This is a genomic window from Wylensekiella montiformis (assembly GCF_009697385.1).
In the GTDB taxonomy this organism is placed as follows: domain Bacteria; phylum Bacillota; class Negativicutes; order Selenomonadales; family Selenomonadaceae; genus Selenomonas_A; species Selenomonas_A montiformis.
The window spans coordinates 113,102-136,013 of record NZ_VUNL01000004.1; the positions used below are offsets into that span (position 1 = coordinate 113,102).

Sequence of the window (22,912 nt, forward strand, 5' to 3'; positions counted from 1 at the left end):
GTATCATGTATTTCAAAAATGGAATCTTTTTTGAAACATTTACCCATTTCCGCGTTTCCGCCAGAGCGTGACCCGGCTGATCCCCAGACGGGCACAGGCCTCTTCGGGCGAATAATATTCCAGCGTCTGCCGCACGATTTCGCGCTCCGCTTCCTTCAACGGAATGCCAAGCGGGATCATAAGGTCTGAGCCGCCATCGCTTTTCTGCTGCGATCTGTCCCTAAGGTAGCCGGACAGGCTCTCACAGGTCAGCGGCTCGTCCGTCCAGCAGGAACAGACCTCGGCGATATTGCACAGCTCGCGGATATTCCCCGGCCAGGAATACTCCTGCAGCCGCCTGCATACCCGCTTGCCGAAGAACCGGTCAAAATCCACATCGGGCGCAAACCGCCGGAAATAGTACCGGAGCAGGAACAAAATATCCTCCCGACGCTCCCGCAACGGCGGCAGGCGAATCTGCAGGACCTTGATGCGGTAATAGAGATCCTCGCGGAACTTCCCTTCCTCCACCATGCGCCAGAGATCCTTATTCGTCGCGCAGATCAGCCGGAAATCCAGCTGGATGATCCGGCTGTCCCCGACGCGGATGATCTCATGCTCCTGAAGAACGCGCAGCAGGCGCCCCTGAATGGAAAGCGGCAGGTCGCCGATCTCATCCAAAAAAATCGTCCCCTTATCCGCCAGCTCAAACAAGCCCTGTTTGCCGGAACGACGCGCGCCCGTAAACGCCCCCTCCACATAGCCGAACAGCTCGCTTTCGATCAGGTTTTCCGGGATCGCCGCGCAGTTCACCGATACGAACGGCCCCTCGCGGCGCCGGCTTTCATTGTGGATGCTCTGCGCCATGCTCTCCTTGCCGGTGCCGCTCTCCCCAAGGATGAGAATATTGGCCGGCCGTCTGGCATACCGCTTCGCCACGGCGATGGTGTGCTGCATCGCCGGCGAGCGCGTCAGGATGTCAGAAAAATTCTGGCGCGCATACAGACCGCGCTGATAAAGGGACGCCCTGACCTTGTGCTCCGAGCGGACGATGTTTTCCACCTTCTGCATGATGACCAGCTCGTTGCGTATGCCGACCGGCACAAGCTGAGCCAGCATCTTCCGGCCGTTCAGGGAAAGGACCTGCTCCCCGTGATAATCGCGCAGGAACTCGTCCATCTGCGCGGAAAAATCCTGCTCCACGCGCCCGTCAAAGGCCTGCTCCGCCGTCTCGTTCCAGAGAATGGGACGCCGCTTTTCATCGAGCAGCAGCACGCCCTCATGGATATTCTGAATCACCGCCCGGAGCCGTCGGGACTGCAGGCTCTCCTTCTGCTTGGCCGCCACAATGCGCTGCGCCTCGCGCAGCGCCCGCATGACGGACGCGCGGTTGGAGTCCACATACGTACAGGGCATCTCCTCCCGCTCGGCCACCTGCACCGCATAGCGGCAGCCGGCAATGCCGTCCACATGCTGCTCCGTCTTCAGCCGGAGCACAGCCGCCTCGATTCCCTCATAAGTCGGACAGGGGCAGATATAAATACGGCTGCCGCCCCATTCAAAATCATCCATCGCATCGAAGAGAATATTGGCCCGCATGACCACGCCGATCGTCCGGCAGCCGCGTTCCTGCAGATTCTGAACCGCCTGCAGAATATCCCCCAGAGACACGCCAAGCTCGACGACCGAATAATTCCCCGTCTTTTTCAGCTCCTCAGCCAGTCCGCCGCGGCTGATCAGGACCTCCGCCTTTGGATAGTCCTGCACATCCCGGACCGCCGTCTCATCCGATGAATGAATGACCGGCACCGTCAGGCACATGGCATGAATGACTTTTTTCGCCCGGTCGCACAGCGATTCCGTCGGCGCTACGAAAACGATTGATGACATCATGGTTCCTCTCCCTCCGGATCCTCCTGCCGGCTTCCCACAACCCGCCGGCCCGAATCCATTCCGCTATCTATTACTTTCCCCTTTGTCGCAGTTTATCCTGCTTCCGCCGCATAGAAAAACGCCGTCCCGGCAAAAATCAGCCCGGAACGGCGCAACAGGGGGGATGGGAAACAACGAAACAGGCACATCAGCCCATCAGGGCGGCAGTCAGTCCGGATCGCTGAAATGAATGACGACCTTCAGCATGGAACCGGCCTGCTCGGAAAAATCGCGGAACGCTTTCGGCGCATCGTCCAGTTCATAGACATTGGTCACGATCTTTTCAATATCCGCCTTGCCGTCATGAACCAGATCGATCAAATCGAGGAAATCCTGTTTCCGCGCATTGCGCGAACCAAAAACATTGAGCTCCTTTTTCTGCAGCAGCGTGAAGTCGAAATCGGCATGCTTCCGCCCTACGCCGATCTGAACCACGCGCCCGCCGAATGCCGCGGCGTCGATGCAGTTCAGGAACGTCCCCGGCAGGCCTACGGCCTCGATCGCGACGTCAAAGCCATTGCCGCCGGTGATTTTCTCTACCGCCGCACGGAACTGCTCCGGCGAATCATTGAGAATCGTCCCGTCCAGATGGAACGATTCCATCGCATAATCCAGCTTTTTCGGCGCGATATCCGCGATATAGACCTCGGCCCCTGCCGCCTTGGCTGCCGTCGCGGCCAGAACGCCGATCGTCCCGGCGCCGACCACCAGCACCTTCTCGCCCGGGCGGACATGGGCGCGGCTCACGCCATGATAGCTGATGCAGAACGGCTCGATCGTCGCCAGCGTCCTCGGCGGCAGGCCTTTTCCGTCATAGATGCGGTCCAGCGGCATCGTGATGTACTCCGAAAACGCGCCGTCGCGCTGGGCGCCCATCGTCTCATTGCTCGTGCAGCAGTTGACCAGCCCGCGCTCGCAGGAATAGCAATGGCCGCAGTTGAAATACGGATTGCAGGTCACAATCTGTCCTTCATGAAGGCCCTCCGCCTTGCCGTGGAGTTCGACGATCTGCGCAGAAAACTCATGACCGGGGATCCGCGGATACGAGGCATAGGCAAACGTCCCCCGGTACGTCCCCAGATCGCTGCCGCAAATGCCGCCGTACAATACCTTCAACAGCGCTTCTCCCTCTTTAGGCATCGGTTTTTCGGTCTCTATGATCTCGACTGACCCGGGAGTTGGAATCCGAATCGTTTTCATGGAAATTCCTCCTTTTCATTCTTCCTTACGCGTATTTTATATTGCAAACGCCATGCCAACTTTCAAAATCCAGCCGAAAAACCTCGTGAAAAAAAATTTTTCGCATTCTGATGCATCGCTTCTGCCGCAATTCCGGCAATTCACTGAAAATTCTCCAGCCAGACCAGACCGTTTTCCCGCGCATTGTCACGTATTCTCCCGCTCTCCCTCCGGACTCGTTTCCGGTCTCTTGCGAGTTCTTTCAAAAATGAAACGTTTTTTGCAATCCGTCCATCCATCCGTTCCCGTTCCGCCCGCCGGGACGCCGCGGGGACGCCTTGCGCCCCCTGTTCAAAGGTGCTATACTGAGGCCGATTTGAAACAAAGTGATGTAAGGAAATGAGGAGGAATCCACCATGAAAATCAAATACGATGTAGCCATCACCGAAATCGGCAGTCTGGCCCGGACCTTTCTGAAAAGCAATCACAGCGCCACGCTCATGAACGCGGGGGAGAATCAGGAACTCAACGACATGGTCATCGCGCACCGGAAGGACGAGCTCAGCGAGGACATCTGCGCCGGCGACCGGCTGAAGATCTGCGACAGCGTGTTCACGGTCACCAAAGTCGGCGAAGCCGCCAACGCCAATCTGCGCCAGTCCGGCCACTGCACAATCCGCTTCAACGAAGAGGCCACCCTGCCCGGACAGATTTCCGTGGAAGGCAGCCCGCTGCCGGAACTCGCACCCGGCCGCCATATCATGTTTTATCAGGACTGACCGCGGCAATCAAAAATCCGAAACACCTGCATTGCAATAAATGTCTGTATTTTTTACATATATTTATTGTAAAATACTTTATTTTTGATATTATATATACATAAAATAGAAAGAGGGTGTTTTACATGGCACAGGCAGTAAGCGTGAATTTCAAGCTGGATTATGATGTAAAAAAAAGCATGGAATCAGCTTGCGCAGACATGGGATTGTCCATGAGCGCAGCTTTTACGATTTTCGCCAAAAAAGTAGGCCGTGAGCGAAGGATTCCCTTTGAAGTATCTGCTGCGCCTGACCCTTTTTATTCTGACAGCAATATTCGTTATCTGGAGAAAAAAATGGAAGATTATAAGGCTGGCAGGATGAAGTTGGCAGAACATGATCTGATTGAGGAATGACCGTGCGTATAACTAAGCTGGAATGGGATTTTGATGTGTGAGAAGATTATCTCTATTGGCAGACACAAGATAAGAAGACCTTGAAGCGCATCAATGCTCTTATCAAGGATATCAAACGGCATCCTTTTGAGGGTATTGGCATGGCAGAACCTCTAAAGGGAAATTTATCTGGATTCTGGAGCAAACGGATTGACGATGCCAACAGACTGGTGTATGCAGCAGAAGGAACGACCGTTATCATCATCGCGTGTCGAAATCACTATGCGGTAACGAGCGATAAAAAGAACCCCGGTCAGGGGGCCATTCAGACGCCCCCTGACCGGGGTTCTTTTTATCGATAAGACCGATGCGGACACGGTCACTTCTGCTCGAATACGCTGAGATCCAGGCTGGCAAAACCGTCCAGCAGCGTGCGGACCTCGGCCGCGATCCGGGCGACGCCGCCTTCCTTCCGGCTCTCGACATTCAGCGGCATATTCGGGTCATGCAGCGACATGCGCAACAATGCCCAGCCGTCGGCAAAGACCAGCCGCACGCCTTCATAGGACGGGCTGGCGATCCGGATGCCGCGCTGCGCGGCGCGTTCCTCAAAGGTTTTCAGCACGCCTTCGCCGTAGGCACGGAAATCCTCCTCGCCCTGTATCTTGATGCGGTACTCCCGGCTTTCCGCCGGTTCGCCAAGTCCGGCTACCAGATCGGCCAGCCGGCGGCCTTTCGCCTTGGCGCGGGCCGCCGCGACCAGCAGCTTGACGGCCAGATACGCACCATCGTCCAGATAGTAGTTTTCGGACAACGCGCCATGACCGGATGTCTCGATCGCCAGCGGCGAAATGACGCCGGCCTTATTCTGGCGGATACATTCGTCAATGACGTTCTTATAGCCGCGCTTATAACGGAGATGATGAAGCCCGAGATCTTTTTCCAAAAAGACCGTGAGCTCATCGCTTGTCACCGAGTCCGTGATGATCGTGCTGCCCGGATAATCCGGCGCGAGAATCGCGGCCATCATCGCGATCAGCGCATTGCGGCTGATTTCCTTACCGTTTTTCAGCACGGCGCTCATGCGGTCCACATCGGTATCAAAGATGAAGCCGAGATCGGCCCGGTTATCCAGCACGGCCTTGCGGATCGCGGCCATGGCCTGCTTGTTCTCAGGATTCGGGATATGATTGGGAAAATGTCCGTCCGGCTCCAAAAAGATGCTGCCCGTCGTGTCGGCGCCCAGCCGTCCGAGCACCTGCGTGGCAAAGAAACCGCCCGCGCCGTTGCCTGCGTCCACGACGATATGCATGCCCTTGAGCGGCTGATTTTCGCCGCCGAGCGCCTCGCGAATCTTCTTGCGCAGATGGTGGCAGTAACGCTCCATGAGGTTGTACTTCTGCGCCTTCGAGCGGTCGCCCTCCAAAACGGGATACCGCGCGGCATGTTTCAGGATCTGAAGAATATCCTCATGCTCCACGCCGCCGTCCTTCGTAAAGAATTTGAGTCCGTTGCGGTTGTACGGAAGATGGCTGGCCGTAATCATGATCGCCCCGTCCATCTGCGTCTCGGGAAAAACCGTAGACATGAACATGGACGGCGTCGATGCCATGCTGCAGTCCACGGTCACTGCCCCGGCAGCCGTCAGCGCCTTCAATGCCGCCCGCTTGAGATCATGCCCCGACAGGCGGGAATCGCGTCCGACCGCGACGCGCAGCTCCGTCTTATCCTTGCCCGTGCGCTGGGCCAGAAACTCAAGGAACCCCGACGTGATGACATTGGCCGCATCGGCGGTCAGCGTCACCGGCTCATCGGCGACCCCCTCCATGGCCACGCCGCGCACATCGCTGCCATTAGCCAGCTTCATGAGGTTTTTCTCTGGAATAATCATCAAAATGCCCCCTCAGCAATTTTTCGCAAATTCGTTATCTTTAGATTACATTCCATGCTGCCGGGTCATTTTCCTGCCTGACCGGACGACTTTCTGGCCCAGCGCAGCTTCGTCGAATGGGCCCGGCTGTTGCTGCGGCACTCCTCCCGGGTCGGCCGGACGACCTCCCGCGCAATGTCCTCATAAACGCCCTGCCGAAAAAACGCCTGAAACGCCTTCTTGACGATGCGGTCCTCGCCGGAATGAAACGTGAGAACCGCCGCGCGGCCGCCCGGCGCCAGCGCATCCGGCAGCTTCTCCATAAAGGCATAGAGCGCCTCGTATTCCTGATTGATATCGATACGCAGCGCCTGAAAGACACGGGCGCTGCTCTTCTTCACAAGCTCTTCCCGCGCCAAAGCCTGCTTTTTCGCGCTGCCGCCGGCGCGTCCGGCCAGATCGTCAGGCAGCCGGACGCCGCGGAGCGCGCGGGCGATCAGCTCATGGAGCTGCGCGGTCGTCTGAACAGGATGACGGCGGCGCTCCCGCACGATAGTGCGCGCGATTTCCATCGCGTACGGCTCATCGGCATTTTCCGTCAGCATGCCGGCCAACTCATCCATATCGATCTCTGCCAGGCGCTCCGCCGCAGAGACGCCTGTCTCCGGATTCAGCCGCAGGTCAAGCGGCCCGTCGCTCTTGTATGAAAAACCGCGCTCGGGATTGTCGATCTGCATAGAGGAAACGCCGAGGTCAGCGAGGACGAAATCAAACGGCCCCGTTTCCCGGACGAGCTCGTCAATCTGACAAAAATTCATCTGCCGCAGCTCCCAAAGATCCGGACCAATCCCTTTCGCCCGGATGCGGGCTTCCGTCTTGGCCGACTCGATGGGATCGACGTCTCCGCTGATGAGATGGCCCTTCCCCGCGAGCTTTTCCAGCATCGCGCAGGTATGCCCGCCATAGCCGAGCGTCGCGTCAAAGCCGCGTTCGCCGGGCCGGATCGCGAGGATATCCAGTATCTCGCGGACCATAATGGGGATGTGCATGCCGGCCGGCGTATTCCCCTTCGCCAGCACATGCGCGATCTCCTCGCCGTACTTTTCCGGATGAAGTTCCTTATATTTTTCTTCAAATCGCCGCGGATATTTGCCGCGGTAATGAATCCGCCGCCTGTGCTTCTGCTCGTCCATCACAAAATCCTTTCCATGCTGCCGCGCAGCCTCTTCCCGCTCCGTTCACCAAGAAAAATGTCTGGCCAGAGAAACGGCAATGCCGTCCTCATTGTTGGAAAGCGTGACCTCGTCGGCCATATCCTTAAGCTCAGCGCAGGCGTTCCCCATGGCCACGCCGCAGCCGGCAAACTCCAGCATACTCATGTCGTTCTGCGCATCGCCGAACGCCATGACCTCGGACGGATCGACGCCGAGCCGCTCGCAGACCCTGCTCAGCGAACTGGACTTGCTGACTCCCTTGATCGTCCCTTCGTAGAACCAGGGCGCCGACTGCACAAAGGACATATCCTCCTCAAAGCCGCGGCGGATATCGGAAAGATGCGGCACGAGGACTTCATTCGGTGCCGCCGTCAGAATCTTGACCGGGCGGAACCCGCCGGCGGCCACGGCATCTGCGATATTCGGCACGATTTTCACCCGAAGATTGTTGTTCCGGCTCTCGTCCATCACTTTGTGACGGCGGGCATCCGTCGTATAAATCGACTCGCCGTCATCGACGATCGGCGAAAGCTCGGGCCATTCTTCCAGATGGCGCAGAAACGCCACCGCGGTATCGTTGTCAATGTTGCTGTCAAACAGGATCTCTCCCGTCGTCGCATCCTGAATCCGCCCGCCATTGTAGGAAAGCAGCAGCCCGTGATAATCCTTCAGGCAAAGCGCCTCCGCCTCGCGGCGAAGCCCCGGCGCCTGCCGCCCGGAGGCCAGCACGACCGTGACGCCCAGACGCTGCACGGCCAGCAAAGCCTCCCGTGTCTTCGGCGTAATTTCCTTCTCATCATTATTCAACGTGCCGTCAAGATCCAGCGCAATCATCTTATACATGAACATCCATCCCTTCCCGAACCGGCAGGCGCGCCAAGCCCCTGCCCCGGCTGAAATCAGTATAGCAGAAAGCCCTGCCGCCGGCAATAACGCGCGGCTGGCAGCATGGCAGATAAAAAAGCAGGCAGGTACGGCCGTACCTGCCTGACTGTTCTTACCGGTTCCCTCGCTCAGAATATATCCTTCGCTATGACGATCGTCTCGTCGCGGTTCGGACCGACGGACACAATGCCCAGACCGATGCCGGTGACCTCCGACATACGCGTCAGATATTTTTTCGCGTTTTCCGGCAGGTCTTCATACCGGCGAATCTTGCCGATGTCGCATTTCCAGCCTTCAAAGGTTTCATAGACCGGCTCGACTTCCGCCAGCACCTTGAGGCTGGCCGGAATCTCATGGAGGAGTTCTCCCTTGTACTTGTAGCCGACGCACATCTTGATCGTATCGAAATCATCGAGAATATCCAGACGCGTCACGGCCATGTAATCGATACCCGAAAGGATGCCCGCATAGCGGACGACGCAGGCGTCCAGCCAGCCCGTGCGGCGCGGACGTCCCGTAACGACGCCGTACTCATGGCCGACCTCGCGCAGCTTGTCACCGATCTCGTTGAGCTGCTCCGTCGGGAACGGGCCTTCGCCGACGCGCGTGCAGTACGCCTTGACGATGCCGACGACCTTATCGATCTTCTGCGGCGCAACGCCGGCGCCCACACCGACGCCGCCGGAAATCGGATGGGAAGCCGTCACGTACGGATACGTGCCGTAGTCAATGTCGAGCATCGTGGCCTGAGCGCCCTCAAAGAGGATTCTGCGGCCCGCCTTGATCTCCTCATCGAGCAGGGCGATCGTATCGCAGACGTAAGGACGCAGGCGATCCGCATAGCCGTTGTACTCCGCAAGCATCGCCTCATAGTCCAGCGGCTCATGATCGTAGAGCAGCTTGAGCTCGCGGTTCTTGATCGCAAGATTCGCCTTCAGGCGCTTGGCAAACTCCTCTTTATCGATGAAATCACAGACGCGGATGCCAATGCGGTTGTCGCGGTCGACATAGCACGGGCCGATGCCGTTATGCGTCGTGCCGACCTTCCCCTTGCCGCGCGCATCATCAGCCAGCTGATCGATCAGGCAGTGATAAGGCAGCACAACCTGCGCCCGGTTGCTGATACGGATCCCCGAAAGATCGATGCCGCGTGCCGCGAGGCCGTCCATTTCCTCAAGCATCACTTTCGGATTAAAGGCCACGCCATTGCCGACAACGCAATGCGATCCCTTGAACAGAATGCCCGACGGCATGAGACGCAGCTTGTACGCCTCGCCGTCGACGACGACCGTATGGCCGGCGTTGCTCCCGCCCTGAAAGCGGACGACAGTCTCAGCCTGCTGGGCCAGATAGTCTACGATTTTCCCCTTTCCTTCGTCGCCCCACTGCGTACCGGTAACTACTACTGTTGACATAATCTGTCTCTCCTTCATGAAAGGACCCATCCGCCGGATGTTCCCACTGACACACAAAAGCCTTCTCCCCTCGGGGAGAAGAGGCTTTTCTTTCTTATTGATCGGATGTTCAAAGGCCGAAGCGCTCGAAAATCATATCGACATGGCGCAGGAAATACTTGTAATCGAAGCAGTCGTCGATTTCTTCCTTCGTCAGATATTTGGTGATATCCGGATCGTTCTCAACGCTCGTGCGGAAATCCTGTCCTTCCATCCAGCGTTTCATGGCGTTGCGCTGCACCCACTTGTAAGCATCCTCGCGCAGTACGCCCTTGCTGACCACCGTCAGCATAATGCGCTGGCTGTAAATCAGGCCGCCCGTGCGCTCCATATCGTGAAGCATCTTGTCCGGATAAACGAGAAGCTTGTCGATGATATCGGTGAGTTTCTTCGTGCAGTAATCGAGATTGATCGTCGTATCCGGCAGGATAACGCGCTCCACGGAGGAATGCGAAATATCGCGCTCATGCCAGAGCGTGATGTCCTCCATGGCGGCGACCGCATTGCCGCGGTTCAGACGCGCCATGCCGGAAATACGCTCGCAGTTGATCGGATTGCGCTTGTGCGGCATCGCAGAAGAGCCCTTCTGCCCCGGGGAGAAATACTCCTCCGCCTCGCGGATATCCGTGCGCTGCAGGTTGCGGACCTCCGTCGCGATCTTTTCCAGCGTACTCGATACGAGAGCCATGGTCGTCACGAACTCCGCATGACGGTCGCGCTGAATGACCTGCGTGGCAAGGCGCACCGGCTGAAGGCCCAGCGTCTTGCCGACCATCTGCTCGATCTTCGGATCGATATTGGAATACGTGCCGACAGCGCCGGACAGTTTGCAGACAGAAACGGTCTTTTTGGCATGCTCGACGCGATCGATATCGCGCTCGATCTCCGCGCTCCAAAGCAGCATCTTCAATCCGAAGGTCATCGGCTCCGCATGAATGCCGTGCGTGCGCCCGATGCACGGCGTATGCTTGAACTCCACAGCGCGGCGGCGGAGGACCTCACGGAACTTTTTCAGATCCTCAAGGATGATATCCGCCGCATCGCGCATCATCATGCAGTACGCCGTGTCCTTGACATCGCTCGACGTCAGTCCCTTGTGGATATATTTGGAATCATCACCGACGTTTTCCGCTACATTGGTCAGGAAAGCAATGATATCATGATGCGTGACCATCTCGATCTCATGGATGCGCTTGACATCGAATTTCGCCTTGGCGCGGATATTTTTTGCCGCTTCCTTCGGGATCTCGCCCAGCTCAGCCATGGCATCGCAGGCAGCCATCTCGACATTCAGAATCTGCTGCCACTCGTTCTCGATAGACCAGAGGTGCCCCATCTCCGGATTGGTGTAACGTTCGATCATTAGTGATTTCCTGCTACTAAAAAACATAGACAAAAGTATATATGTCTTAGAAAAATTCCTTATTCATCGTGTATGCTTTTGTCCAGGTAAGCCTGAGACTACTCACAAGTTCTTGTACACTCCAAAGGCGTTGACATCACACTCCTTGCTTTCGCAAGGAGGCAAGTCTGTTCCCGACCAGCCATCGGTACATATATCGGAACTTTTGTTGTTAAGCTACTCGATATTCTTTCGCATCCCGCAAATTCAGCGAAGCATTGTAATCTCTATCCGCTGTATAGCCACATTCTGGACAAACATACACTCTGTCTTTGAGTTTCAGCCCTTTGTGTATATGTCCGCAAGCATGGCAGGTTTTGGAACTAGGATAGAATCTATCAACTTCCCGAAACTCGATACCTATTATTTCAGCCTTACGTTTTAACTTGGCCAATAGGTGGTTGAACCTCTGTGCCGCTACCGCTTTTGACAGGTGCCGGTTCTTCATCATGCCTTTGACGTTCAAATCTTCCATTGTGATGAAGCGTGGTTTTTGCTTCACGATTTCATGGATAACTTTATTTTCGTAATCCTCACGGATTCTTGCTATACGCTGATGAAGCTTTTGTACCTTAAGCTTTTGCTTTTCTATGTTTGCAGAGGCAGCAGCAGTCTTACCACCTTTCTTTTTTCTAAATTCATATTTACGACTAAGGCGCCTCTGCTCTCTCCGAAGTCGTTTCTCCAGTCTTTTAACCTTCGAACCCTTATTGATATTCTTGAAAACTCTGCCGTCACTTAGGATAGCAAGGTTTTTCACACCTAAATCGATACCAATTCCTTCTGTTTGCCTAGCGTAACATGACTCTAAATCATTGTTATATCTGGATTTTTCATCAATATCCACGACCACGGAAACATAGAAACGACCAGCTGCGTAAGAGACAGTACCGCTCACTGCCGCCATACCTATAGGCAAATAGCCGTATTCCTTCAGCCTGACCTGCTTCAGGGTTGGTATCATCAGTTTATGCCGCCATATCTTCCAGTCACCTTTATTGTTGCGAGGAAAATACAGTTTGACATCTTGATTTGTCTTTTTCTTAAAGTTGGGGAATCCAGATGTGCCAGCAAAGAACCGCTTAAATGCTTGTTCAGCGTTTACCAAGGCTTTCTTGCGAGCCTTTGAACCGCATAGATTAATCCACGGCAGTTCTTTTTTCAGCTTATGATTAACATGCTTGTCAAACTCGTTAGCAGTAACAAAATGCTTCTGTCCCGCATCAAGCAGTCCGCACTGATACATCTTGTATAAGCGGCGATTACAGGCAATATACTGATTATACAGAAACCTCGCCACACCGATAGAACAGACGATTTTTCCTTTCTGTTCTTCAGTTGGGACTATCTCCGTTTTGAACGCCTTTAGCAATCGTCTCATCCCCTTCAATCTGTTTTTTGTATTTACGTAGGCCGTATAGCCTGCAAGAAAATAACTGTTTTCCTAGAATCAGCATCCTTGCCAATGCCTTTGAATTGTAAATACTGGTCGTAGGTATAATATCTTCGATTCGTGGGGGTTCTGTTTGCTACAAGTATCTTCTCTCTATCCCAGCGTTGAAGTGTCTTGACTGTAACATTAAGAAGCTCAGCAAATTCGTTAGGCTTGTAATTAGTGATATCTGATGTGTTCATGGCACAATCCTCCATAAACACCTTATACTACTAATACACATAATACACACTTTTGTCTATAAAATTATTTACTTAAACTTTCCTCCTCATTTTCCTGGCGGCGTCACTGCACCGCGGAAGTGAAAACACAACGAAAAAACTCAAATTGACCGGCCCACAAAAAAATCATAACAAAAGCGGGGCAGGCCTCATTTTGAGTCTGGAGAAGTACCTTATTTCCCTTGTCTATCATAGCAAATACACGTCCCGGTGTCAACGCCGCCCGCATATCCGGAACAAGTGTAATCCTGCACTGGCACAACGCAAAAACTCCCCCTGTGATGAGCGTCTGATATTTGCCGCCCGCACAGGGGGAGCCTGTCAGAATCCGGACGGGGCCGCTCCACCCTTTTGCGTTTCAGTCAAAGCCTGTCTCAAAGCTGCAAAGAAAAAAGAGGAGACACCGCTTATATGCAGCGTCTCCTCTTTCTATGTCCTGACTTGCCGCGGCAAGTCGATCTCTCGATTGGTGCTCGCTGAGGGATTCGAACCCCCGACCCCCTCCATGTGACGGAGATGCTCTAGCCAACTGAGCTAAGCGAGCGACTCAATGACAAATATTAGTATACTCCTTTTGCCAGAAAAAAGCCAGCTTTTTTTATCCGACGCTAACAGGCGCTAAAACTCCCGCATTGATTTACCGCTTCATATTGATGAGCGTCTCCAGCATCTCGTCGCCGACCGTGATGATCTTCGAGTTCGACTGGAAGCCGCGCTGCGTGATGATCATATCGGAGAACTCGTTCGCGATATCGACGTTGGACATCTCAAGCGCGGACGGCGTGATCGTGACGCCGAGATCCGCCGCCGTCTTGACGTTCGCCGTACCGGAGTTATTCGACTCCTGATAGAGGCTGTTCCCTGTCTTCGTAAGACCGGAAGCGTTCGTGAACTGCGCGACAGCGACCTGCGCTTCCGTTTGCTTGATGCCGTTCGTGTAGGTACCCGTGATGATGCCCGAGCTGTCGACGGAGACACTCGAAAGCGTGCCGGCGGCATTGCCGTCACCGGTGGCCACGAGCTTATTGCCAGAGACGTACTGCGTCAGATGCAAGAGATTCACGGACACCGTCTGCGTATCCGGCTTCTTCGAACCCGCCGGCTGCGTCGGATCCACCGGCGTCGTCGACCCCGCCCCATTGGTAAGCTTAAGCTCGAGGATGCCAGAGCCGGACACATAGGCACCGGACGAATTGAATACGAGCTCGCCGACGGGCATAGTCAGCGTCGTCAGATTCCCATTCTCATCTTTGATTGTCGCTGTACTCTCTGCACCACTCGCCGTATGGTCTAAATCAAGGGAAACCGCCCATTTGCTCTTCGGGTTTCCATTTTGATCCTTCTCACCTCCCATCTTCGTGAAAAAAAGCGTAGCTTCATGCTTCCCTCCCAAAGAATCGTAAATGGTCGCCGTCGTTGTGATCGGCAGGCTCGTCCCTTTCTGATACGATCCCGTGGTTTCCTGCACCGAAGTCCCATCGCTGAGCGTAAGCGTCACAGGATTCTCCGAGGAGGCGATCAATTGCGACGGTTCCTCGATCTGCGTGATCTTTCCTTTCTCCACATAATCGATCGCAGCGATGTCAGAACGCGTCGCCAGTGAAGTAACCGTTCCCGTATAGGCAAAGCTCTTAATTTTCGTCGTCGTTGGCGTGCCGCCTGCGGTGGTGTAGGTATACGCATCGCCTACTGTATAGGTCTGGCTAGCCGCCCCCGTAGCCGTCGTGCCATCCTCAAGAGTCAGGAGGATTCCCTTATCCGGCGGGTTTGCGGGATCGGAGGTATCACCAATTGTCGTGATCGCATCACCCGTATAGGTATCCCCCAGCTTATAGCTGCCGGTTGTCTTGGTAACGCTGCCATTGATAATCACTGTCGTATTGACATCTGCCGTTGCCGCATTGAGCTTACTCTCTTCTGCAAAACCGCCGACTTGCACCGTCGTACCCCGGCCGCCACTGAGCGTCAGCACGTCCATTTTCTGGATGGTATAGATCTTGCTTGCACCCGTGACCGTCGCCGTGGCCTGACCAGCTCCCGCCGGATACGTATAGGTATCCGTACCGATGACATAGTCGCCGGACGTCACCGTATGCTCCGTCCCATCACCGAGCTTCAGCACGAGCGGCGTGTCCGGTGATGCAGTGACCGTGCCAGTCGTCACCTCTGCCCCCTGATACGTCCCGCCGACCGTGTACGAGCCTGCCGGCAGCCCCACAGCAGTCGGAATGATCTTCGACGTTCTATTATCATCATAATAGAGCGTTACTTGCTGCTGTGGGCTCGCCGTCACAGTTTCTCCCAACGTATCTGTCGTAAAACCATATTTCATATTGGCGTTCGCTGTCGAGACAGTATACGTCTTTCCATTTTTCAGCGTTACACTCACAGGATCGGTACCAGCACTCGACGTCACTGAGCCGCTGGTCGTATGCGCCTCCCGACTTTGGGTACCACCGACCACGTATGTCCCCTCCGTTTTCACAATCTGCTCCGTCGTCCCATCGGGATACTTGACCGTCAGTGTGAGCGGTGTACCCGTCGACGCCGTAGACGATGCGCCATCTGTCGTATACGTTTTCGTCGATCCGCCTGCCGTTCCGCCCGTCATGGAAACGATGGAGGCCACAGAGGCGTTCAGATTATTCTTATACGTCACCGTTTCCGTCGCCTTTGCCGCCATGCTTTTGCCAGAAGGAATTTTAATATCCCCCGGATCATTCGATGTATTGAGCGATCCATCGGTCGCCGTCCACCCCTGCACATAGAGTCCAGAGCCCGGCAGGACATAGTTGCCCTCAGCATCGAACGCAAACGCGCCGTTACGCGTATAATACGTCTGCCCCCCCTGCTTTACGACAAAGAGCCCGTTGCCAGAAAGACAAAGGTCTGTATTCTTACCTGTTGACTGCACGGAGCCGTCCGTGAAAAGCATGTCGATGGAGGCGACGCCCGTGCCGAGGCCGATCTGCTTCGGGTTCGTGCCGCCGAGTGTTCCCTGCGGCGCGGAGGCTCCCGACAGCGTCTGAGAAAGTGTATCGGCAAATGTCACGCGGCTCGATTTGAAGCCCGTCGTATTGACATTGGCGATATTATTGCCGATGACATCCATACGCGTCTGATGGGATTTCAGACCGGACACGCCGGAAAAAAGAGAACGCATCATATTGTATCACTGCTCCTGTCTTATGATTTCAGTTAGAGAATGGCTGCGCTGTCGATGTTCGTGAAGATATTTTCCTTCGCACTCGCTTCATCGACAACCGTAATGACCGTGCGGTTCGCAACACTCACGATGAGCGCCACGGCATGGTTGATATAGATGAGGGCATCCTTGACGCCCTTCTCCTGCATCCTGTCAACCATGCGGCCGAGGCGCATGAGATCGCCCGGCGATAGCTTCACGCCGCGTTTCTCGATACGCGCCGCTGCATGTGCGGAGAACCGAACCTCCTGCCCGTCCGCCCGCTCCTGAGATGACGCTCCCTGTCGTATGCCGGCCGCTCTTCCCTGCCCGGCGCATCCTTGCCGCTTTGCTGTCTCCATGCCGCCCGCCTCCTTTCCGGATATTCATATCATCCCTATGCCTGATTTCATAACATATTTTATAACATACTATATGCTCATTTTCTATATCGGTTTATTCACCATTTTACTTAAATTTTATTTCAATTCACTAACATATAATATAGTTTTTATTTAGGCTATCCATTTTTAACATGTTATGAATATATCATATATATGTTTGTTTTAATAAAATAAAGTTGTTTCAATATAGCTCGCATGCATCTGCATCGCTTATATGAATCAACAATTCCTGCATGATGAGGTGATCGATATGAATAACAAGCTCGTCATCACAAAAAAATTACGCGGCGATGACGGCTACCGCGTTTTCTCCGTCCGCATCAAGGTCGATACATTCGACCGCATCAACGAGCTCGCCGAGGAGACGGGACGTACGCGCAACGAGCTTATCGGCATGCTGCTCGATTTCGCCTTGGATCACAGCGAAGTCGCCGGAGAGCGCACATGAAATAAAGTGACATCACAAGCAAAAAGCTGCGGTACGAATTTCTTCGTACCGCAGCTTTTTGCTTGGGCGTTGCGTATGCTTTTTTTTACCGATGGCAGCGCCTGTTCTGCGCTTACCCCTGCATTTCTTCCTTTATACCTTGAAACGCTCCACCTGCTCCCGCAGACGATCCGCGCCTTCTTTAGACGCACGGACCTTCTCCAGAATGGCATTCGCTTTTTCGGCGACCTGCGTGACCTTTTCCGCTACGGTCGTGTTGCCCGTAGCTTCTTCCTGCGTCGCCTTGGCGATTTCGCCCATGGCCTGATGCATGGTCGCCACATCATCGGCCAGCTCCTGCGACATCGCATTGCTCTTGCGGGCAAAACCGCGCAGATAATCCGCATCGCCGAGGTACTGATCCGCCGTCCGGTTGATCAGCTCATAATCCTGATTGACATTCTGCTCCATAAACTGCAGCAGTCCAAACGCCCCGTTGGACAAGTCCTGTACCGAACCGGTCACACGGCCTGTAAGGGACTGAATCTTCTCGGCCGTATGCTGGCTCTGCTCCGCCAGCTTGCGCACCTCGTCAGCGACAACCGCAAAGCCGCGCCCATGCTCTCCGGCACGCGCCGCTTCGATGGCGGCATTGAGTGCGAGAAGATTCGTCTGCTCGGCAATATCAGTAATATCCTTCGTCAGCGCATCAATGTGATCGACTACCTTGGCCGCCTCAATCGCCTGCTCCACCGAGGATTTCGTCGAATGATACACCTCTTTGGCGCTGGCCTGCGCCTCGTCCATTTTCTTCTTGAGGTCACCGGCACGCGAAGCCACTTCGTCCGTATACGCTTCGCTCTTCTTGGCCTCCTCCGCCGAGGAACGGATATTATCCCGAACCGTATCGGAAAGATGCTGGAGGCTCGCCGTCGAAGCGGCGGTTTCCTCCATCCCGGCTGCCATCTCCTCCGTCGCAGCCGACATATCCTGCGCACCGTCATTGAGTTCGCCGACCAGTCCGCTGACTTCCTCGACCATCGCGGCGCTCTTCTCCGCCTCGCTGCGGACATCATGCAGGACGCTGCGCAGCGATTCCTGCATCGTGGCCAAAGCGTCAATCATCCGGCCGATCTCATCGCGGCGGTCCACCAGCTCGTGCGGAAGCTCCTGCGTGAGATCTCCCGCCGCCACAGCATGGAGAAGATCGACGGACTTCCCGAGCGGCCCCGCAATATTCCTCGCGATGATCTGCGCCGCGGCGACGCCGATGATCAATCCGATCAGGATAATCCCCAAGAAGATCTTGATCGTGCGGTCATAAACCGCATTGCTGGCCTCAAAGAGCTGCTTGCCCTGTTGTACATTGTCCGGCGTAAGCACAGACAGTCCGGAGCTTATCGCCTTGGCCGTCCCGAGGTTTTTGAGAAGCTTCGCCTTATCCTCCGGCGAATTGGTCAGGCTTTCCGATGCCTTGATGCTGGACAAAAACGCCTCGGTATCCTGCGCCAGCTGGCTGATCGTCTCCTGTGCGCGCTCGCTGCGGTCGATTTCCTTGATTTTTTCTATGTCCTGCTGAATGGCTTTCGTTTTGGAACTCATATCATCCAGCAGCATCTTGCGGTTCTCCGGCACCAGATCATTGAGCAGCAGGAAATCAATATCGCTGTCGATCGTCCGTATCTGGACCGTAGCATCATTGAGATACTGCGTCGTCATGAGATTATAATTGTACATATCATCCGCCGACTGTTTCGACTGATGATTGGAGTAAATCCCCACCGCAGCCACCACACAGGTAATGACCAGCATGATCACGGCGAGCAGCAGGATCTTGATCCGGACACTGAAATCTTTCATTGAACACACCCCCTGCTCACTTCAAAAACGAGGCAACATTGCTCTTCGTGATCTCGATAAACGGAACTTTTTCATCCTCCGCCGACTGGCCGCCCTGAATCATCTTTTGAATCAGGCTCATGATGGTATCGGCGGATTGATCCACATCCTGCTTGATCGTCTGGCTCATATCGCCGGCGGCGACCGCCTTGACGGCCTCATCCCCGGCGTCGACGCCAGTCACCAGAATCCCGCTGTTAAAGCGGCCGGCCGCCTTCATCGCTGCGATGCCGCCCAGCGCCATATCATCATTGCCGGACACGATCGCATCAATCTGCGGGAAAACCCGGAGCCACAAGGTCATGTCCTTCATCGCTTCCGTTTTGTTCCAGCCGGCATCGGCCGAAGCCACTACCTCGATATCCGGTCGCTTATCCAGGCAGGCTTCCTTGAATCCTTCCCAGCGCTCGCGCGCCGAAACCTGCATGCTGTCGCCCATGAAATAGACGATCTTAGCGCCCTGCCTGAGGTTCTTTGCCATGAACTCTCCCTGCAGCCGCCCGGCCTGACGCTCATCGGAATGAACCTGCGCCGTCTTGCCGCCCGCAATATCGCGGTTCGTCACCAGCACAGGAATTCCCTCTTTATTCGCCTTTTCCACCGACGGAGTCAGCGCCGACGCCTCGACCGGCAGCAGAACAATCGCCGCCGGCTTTTTGGCGATGATTTCATTCATCTGGTCAATCTGCGCGCTGGAATCCATGCCCGCATTGGTAAATGCAACCGAATACCCCTGTCCTTCCGCCTTTTCCTTAATGCCTTCATACAAAGCGCCTGGAAAACCGGCTGCTTCATCATGGGAGACAAAAACGATCGTCTTGCCCGAGTTCCCCGACAAGCCTCCGCACCCCGCCGCGGCCAGCGCTACCATACCGGTGAGCAAAAGCGCCATCATTCGTTTTATTGCGATCATACCAACACGCTCCTCTTTTCCCTCGTCTGCAGCTCCCGCCGCAGGACTTCCGATGCAGTAATCTGCATGAATTATTTTTCAGTTCAAACTTATATTTCTTCGGAAGCAGCTAAAAATCCTTTTCCCCGCCCGAAAAACTGTAGGCACAAAGTCCCACATGCCCGGGGAAGGACAACAAAAAAGCCCCCGCTTGCGCGGAGGCATCCTCTTCCAATGGTGGGGTTAACAGGATTCGAACCTGTGACCTCCTCGATGTCAACGAGATAGGTCTAAAAGTACACTGACCATTAACAAGGTTTTACCCTAGACAAACGATTATCTATTTAGACCATCAGAAAATGATGGATAGTTTTTCTCACCTGCCTTTCTAAAATGTATATTACTCCATAAAAAATATCATAACATAGATTTCGCTGAAATCCTAATTGATAAGAAAGTGAGGTGAGGCGGGTATTCCTCCCCGGCCTAAAAGGTCGGAGTATCCTGCCCGCATTTAGATGAATTTTGAGATATGTTCGTCGTAGCTCAGTTCCTGCTCTAGTCCGCAGTCATAGCCCGAATTATCTTATCGAAAATCGCCGAAAAGCCTCTGTTTTTAGCCATGGGGATAACTGACTCTCTTGAGATATTCTCCGAATTGAGGAACAGTGAAATCAATCTCCCCCCGTGACGAATCATAGATAAACCCTTTGTGTATGAGCTGGGCACGCAATACAGAAATGCTTTGGAGTTTTACGTGCAGAATATTCGCAACTTGGCGTATGGTGCAGGGAAGAGCCCCTGTCTTCACCATAGCGAGCATAAACTCAAGTTCTCTATGCGTCGCTTTCTCATATCGGACACGAAAAAAAGATTCATCAATACGACTCTCAAATTCTCGATATGCTGCTTTTACTGTACCAAGCGTAATTGTATTATCCTGCTTCAAATCCCAGATTTGCGAACCATATTCTTGGAGAAAATAAGGGTATCCTTCGGTGATTCGCAGCACCTCATTAATTGCATCAGGCGTATAAGAAATGCCTAGTCCTTCAGCGGGCTTTGTAAGCGCGAGTGCAGCAGATTCTTTATCAAGAGAACCAATTTTCACAAATAAGAAAAGCCGTTCTGCATAAGATTTTACCCTGCCTGCTATCTTGATAATTTTCGGCAGGCCAGCACCGAATAGGACAAGAGGATATCCTTTCTGATTGACACGGTGGATAGCTACAAAAAGAGCTTCCATATCAGCCACCCGCAGAATTTGCATCTCGTCAATAAAAATTGCTACACCTTTTTTTTGATGCTTCGCAACTGAACCAAGAGCGAGGAAAAGTTCAGAAATATCGTTAGAGATATTGCCTGTATTGGCGATTCCCTGTACAGGATCTACGGAAATTTCCGTAGTAAAACCATCATTCGAATATTTCAAACTGAATGCTTTGAGAATACCGAGCGCACGGATCATGTATGCTTCGAGTTGCTTCGTTCGGCTCAACTGTGCCATAAGCTTGTATACTTTAAGAGCCAATTCGCTCTGAAAAGACTTGCTCCGATTCTCAATTTCGATACTCTCCGAAACAATGCCCCGTTCTATGCCAATATCCATAAGCCGATTGAGCAGGACAGTCTTGCCAACGCCGCGCAATCCATAAAAAATCTCTGAACGAGCAGGATAACCATAAGAAATCGTCGTCAGGATTTTCTCTCCTTCTTCGAGAGTCTTATCTCTGCCTGCGAGATATGTCGGTGTTTCTCCAGCACCTGGGCGATAGGGATTTGGAACAAACATTTGCCAAGCACCTCCTTTGTATTCTTATGAATATTATACTATGTGCGCGAGAAAACATCCATATATTTACATATAAATATTTATACAATCCGCCGGCTGTCTTTAGTATATCGTTATGTTGTGTCTTGTTCCTGAAGTATGCCGAGGGGCGGGAGTGGATTGAAAAGAACCCAATGCAGTTTGCAGAACTTCCATCCGTAGAACAGAAGCATAGCAGAGCCTTGACCGACGAGGAAATTAAAACGATGTGGTCTGTTGCGAAATGTGACAGAATCGGGGCTATAGCCTTTCCGTTACTTTTAGGGCTGGAATGGGAGGACAGTTCGAAGGCTTCTTATCGGAAACCATAGGAACATGATTGTCTCCGGAAAAAGGCAACAAAAAAGCCCCCGCTTGCGCGGAGGCATCCTCTTCCAATGGTGGGGTTAACAGGATTCGAACCTGTGACCTCCTCGATGTCAACGAGACACTCTAACCAACTGAGCTATAACCCCTTGTCATTTCTTCAACGACAGAATTTAGTATAGCATAATGAGTGCTTCGTTGCAAGAGGAAGGTCTTAAATTCTTAAAATTTTTTTCCCAGCTTGTCAAGTACTCTGCTTTCTGCCTCCCTTCATTCGGGAGTAGGAAGTGACCGCAAGCATGTTGTGCAAGTATGTTGTGATGGTTCTCTTGCATTAAGGCTTTCAGGCGGTCCTTTTACCCTTTTGCTGAAATTTCATGGTAAACCTCTTTGAGCAGGGTTTCTTTTCGCAGTGCCGCGCACTCGCAATGCCGGTGCTCCGCATCGATACGGCGAATCGTTTCAATCAGAATGGCGCCGATCATCGGCGCGTCGTCGTAGAAGATATCCGCCATTTTCTGATGCGACCATTTCGCACGGATCCCTTCACCGTAATTGACGGTAAAGTACAGCCCTGCATAGCAGGCGCCGATTTCACGGGCCAGATAGACTTCCGGCGCGATGCTCTGTCCGACGATATCCGCATGACCGTTCATCATGGCGATTTCCGCCGGGCTTTCAAAGTGGCGGCCATCCGTAACGGCATATGTGCCCCGTGAAAAGACCCGGCCGTCGAAGTGCTGCTTCGTCACGTCGATCAGGGCCTGACGCAGTTCCGGGCAAAGTGCATCGCGCATAATCAGCAGATACCGGCCGTCGAGCATGACGTCCTTTCGCACCGAAAGATCCAGATAATCATCCGGTATGATAAAGTCGCGCAGATCGAGCAGTTTGTTGACTGTGCCTACGCCGCCCTCGGAAAGAATGCGGCGAACGCCGGCCTCGCGAAATACCCAGAATATCTGTCGTGAGGCATCCGCCCGCGTAACGCCGGAGCGCCAGCCATGCATCCGAACCGTCAGCACGCGTTTTTTCCCCACCCGGAAGAGCCGGATCGCGGGGCTCCTGCCATACGGCGTGTCAAAGTGCATCGATTCAGCCAGAATCTCCACATCCTCATCCGGGAGCCGCGCCGGAAAATCGCTGGAAAGCGTTCCCGACCCGCCTACAATCGCATATTCCGCCTTTGGTATCTCTGTTCTGTCCATGTCTTCCTCCTGTTTTCGC

General features: G+C 53.9%; 18 protein-coding genes, 2 tRNA genes and 1 pseudogene. 4 read left to right on the forward strand and 17 right to left on the reverse strand.

Annotation, left to right across the window (positions count from 1 at the left end):
• Positions 1-39: 39 nt before the first annotated feature.
• Together FYJ78_RS04780 and FYJ78_RS04785 are read right to left on the reverse strand one after the other, a co-directional pair.
• Positions 40-1,869, reverse strand: a complete 1,830-nt coding sequence (locus FYJ78_RS04780; protein WP_195847871.1) for a sigma 54-interacting transcriptional regulator — start codon at positions 1,867-1,869, stop codon at positions 40-42.
• Positions 1,870-2,079: 210 nt separating this feature from the next.
• On the reverse strand, positions 2,080-3,111 hold the full coding sequence (locus tag FYJ78_RS04785; protein ID WP_154620271.1) for a zinc-binding alcohol dehydrogenase family protein: 1,032 nt from the start codon (positions 3,109-3,111) through the stop codon (positions 2,080-2,082).
• 395 nt (positions 3,112-3,506) lie between these two features.
• On the opposite strand from FYJ78_RS04785, the gene FYJ78_RS04790 reads away from it, so the two are divergent.
• The 3 genes and pseudogenes from FYJ78_RS04790 to FYJ78_RS04800 all read left to right on the forward strand — a co-directional run.
• Positions 3,507-3,869 (forward strand): PTS glucitol/sorbitol transporter subunit IIA, encoded by a 363-nt coding sequence (locus FYJ78_RS04790; RefSeq protein WP_154620272.1) that lies wholly within the window; start codon positions 3,507-3,509, stop codon positions 3,867-3,869.
• A 125-nt stretch (positions 3,870-3,994) separates the two neighbouring features.
• A complete protein-coding gene (locus tag FYJ78_RS04795) occupies positions 3,995-4,264 on the forward strand; it encodes a type II toxin-antitoxin system RelB/DinJ family antitoxin (protein WP_154620273.1) in 270 nt (89 codons plus the stop codon).
• A 41-nt stretch (positions 4,265-4,305) separates the two neighbouring features.
• Positions 4,306-4,527 (forward strand): annotated as a pseudogene (locus FYJ78_RS04800) (Txe/YoeB family addiction module toxin); the annotation flags it as partial.
• A 95-nt stretch (positions 4,528-4,622) separates the two neighbouring features.
• On the opposite strand, the gene FYJ78_RS04805 reads toward FYJ78_RS04800, so the two are convergent.
• The 10 genes from FYJ78_RS04805 to FYJ78_RS04850 form a co-directional block, all read right to left on the reverse strand.
• On the reverse strand, positions 4,623-6,134 hold the full coding sequence (locus tag FYJ78_RS04805) for a phosphohexomutase domain-containing protein (RefSeq protein WP_154620275.1): 1,512 nt from the start codon (positions 6,132-6,134) through the stop codon (positions 4,623-4,625).
• A 65-nt stretch (positions 6,135-6,199) separates the two neighbouring features.
• Positions 6,200-7,306: a 16S rRNA (cytosine(1402)-N(4))-methyltransferase gene (locus FYJ78_RS04810; protein WP_154620276.1), complete on the reverse strand. Its 1,107-nt coding sequence runs from the start codon at positions 7,304-7,306 to the stop codon at positions 6,200-6,202.
• A 45-nt stretch (positions 7,307-7,351) separates the two neighbouring features.
• A complete protein-coding gene (locus FYJ78_RS04815; protein ID WP_154620277.1) occupies positions 7,352-8,170 on the reverse strand; it encodes a Cof-type HAD-IIB family hydrolase in 819 nt (272 codons plus the stop codon).
• A 170-nt stretch (positions 8,171-8,340) separates the two neighbouring features.
• Positions 8,341-9,627 carry an adenylosuccinate synthase gene (locus tag FYJ78_RS04820; protein WP_154620278.1) on the reverse strand — a complete coding sequence of 429 codons (1,287 nt, stop codon included), beginning with the start codon at positions 9,625-9,627 and terminating at the stop codon, positions 8,341-8,343.
• Between the two features lie 109 nt (positions 9,628-9,736).
• Positions 9,737-11,029: an adenylosuccinate lyase gene (gene purB, locus FYJ78_RS04825; RefSeq protein ID WP_154620279.1), complete on the reverse strand. Its 1,293-nt coding sequence runs from the start codon at positions 11,027-11,029 to the stop codon at positions 9,737-9,739.
• 211 nt (positions 11,030-11,240) lie between these two features.
• Complete coding sequence (locus FYJ78_RS04830) at positions 11,241-12,449, reverse strand: RNA-guided endonuclease InsQ/TnpB family protein (RefSeq protein ID WP_195847878.1); 1,209 nt, start codon at positions 12,447-12,449, stop codon at positions 11,241-11,243.
• Positions 12,450-12,472: 23 nt separating this feature from the next.
• Positions 12,473-12,718, reverse strand: coding sequence for a helix-turn-helix domain-containing protein (locus FYJ78_RS04835; protein ID WP_328597645.1), 246 nt, complete (start codon positions 12,716-12,718; stop codon positions 12,473-12,475).
• Between the two features lie 491 nt (positions 12,719-13,209).
• Positions 13,210-13,286 (reverse strand) — tRNA-Val (locus tag FYJ78_RS04840).
• Between the two features lie 93 nt (positions 13,287-13,379).
• Positions 13,380-15,908, reverse strand: coding sequence for a flagellar hook-basal body complex protein (locus tag FYJ78_RS04845; protein ID WP_154620280.1), 2,529 nt, complete (start codon positions 15,906-15,908; stop codon positions 13,380-13,382).
• A gap of 32 nt (positions 15,909-15,940) precedes the next feature.
• Complete coding sequence (locus tag FYJ78_RS04850) at positions 15,941-16,288, reverse strand: TIGR02530 family flagellar biosynthesis protein (protein WP_154620281.1); 348 nt, start codon at positions 16,286-16,288, stop codon at positions 15,941-15,943.
• A gap of 292 nt (positions 16,289-16,580) precedes the next feature.
• Here FYJ78_RS04850 and FYJ78_RS04855 point away from each other — a divergent pair, with 292 nt between their 5' ends.
• Complete coding sequence (locus FYJ78_RS04855) at positions 16,581-16,778, forward strand: ribbon-helix-helix protein, CopG family (protein WP_154620282.1); 198 nt, start codon at positions 16,581-16,583, stop codon at positions 16,776-16,778.
• Between the two features lie 132 nt (positions 16,779-16,910).
• Here FYJ78_RS04855 and FYJ78_RS04860 read toward each other — a convergent pair whose 3' ends face one another.
• The 5 genes from FYJ78_RS04860 to FYJ78_RS04880 form a co-directional block, all read right to left on the reverse strand.
• Positions 16,911-18,617 (reverse strand): methyl-accepting chemotaxis protein, encoded by a 1,707-nt coding sequence (locus FYJ78_RS04860; RefSeq protein WP_154620283.1) that lies wholly within the window; start codon positions 18,615-18,617, stop codon positions 16,911-16,913.
• Positions 18,618-18,633: 16 nt separating this feature from the next.
• Positions 18,634-19,569 (reverse strand): sugar ABC transporter substrate-binding protein, encoded by a 936-nt coding sequence (locus tag FYJ78_RS04865; RefSeq protein WP_154620284.1) that lies wholly within the window; start codon positions 19,567-19,569, stop codon positions 18,634-18,636.
• Positions 19,570-20,164: 595 nt separating this feature from the next.
• The gene (locus tag FYJ78_RS04870; protein WP_154620285.1) at positions 20,165-21,340 is read right to left on the reverse strand and encodes an ATP-binding protein; all 1,176 of its coding nucleotides are present in this window, start codon (positions 21,338-21,340) and stop codon (positions 20,165-20,167) included.
• Positions 21,341-21,757: 417 nt separating this feature from the next.
• Positions 21,758-21,834 (reverse strand) — tRNA-Val (locus FYJ78_RS04875).
• A gap of 207 nt (positions 21,835-22,041) precedes the next feature.
• A complete protein-coding gene (locus FYJ78_RS04880; RefSeq protein WP_154620286.1) occupies positions 22,042-22,893 on the reverse strand; it encodes an MTAP family purine nucleoside phosphorylase in 852 nt (283 codons plus the stop codon).
• Positions 22,894-22,912 lie beyond the last annotated feature (19 nt).